The organism is Mesorhizobium sp. M4B.F.Ca.ET.203.01.1.1, assembly GCF_004791025.1.
Taxonomy (GTDB): Bacteria; Pseudomonadota; Alphaproteobacteria; order Rhizobiales; family Rhizobiaceae; genus Mesorhizobium; species Mesorhizobium abyssinicae.
The window spans coordinates 1-343 of record NZ_SRUO01000153.1 but is presented as its reverse complement, the minus strand read 5'-3'; the positions used below and the strand labels follow the sequence as shown (position 1 = coordinate 343).

Annotated in this window: 1 protein-coding gene; it reads left to right on the top strand. The window is 67.9% G+C overall.

Translation table 11 applies throughout. The features are described from left to right. Positions 1 to 343: FAD-binding oxidoreductase (locus EN846_RS34080; RefSeq protein ID WP_135928130.1), on the top strand; the 343-nt coding region annotated here is incomplete at both ends.

Below are 343 nucleotides of genomic sequence, written 5' to 3'. Positions count from 1 at the left end.
ATCCGCAGCTGCCGCTGCCGCCCGATGGCGGCACGGTGCTGCCGCATGGCAATGGCCGCAGCTATGGCGACAGCTGCCTGAATCCAGCAGCGACGCTGCTGACCAGCCGCGCCTTGGACCGCTTCATCGACTTCGACCCATCCACCGGCATCGTGCGCTGCGAAGCCGGGGTGACCCTGGCCGATATCCTGGATATCGCGCTGCCGCGCGGCTGGTTTCTGGCGGTCACCCCGGGCACCCGTTATGCCACGGTGGGCGGTGCGATCGGCAATGACGTACACGGCAAGAACCACCATCGCGCAGGCACGTTCGGGCACCACGTGCGCCGTCTGGAACTGCTGCG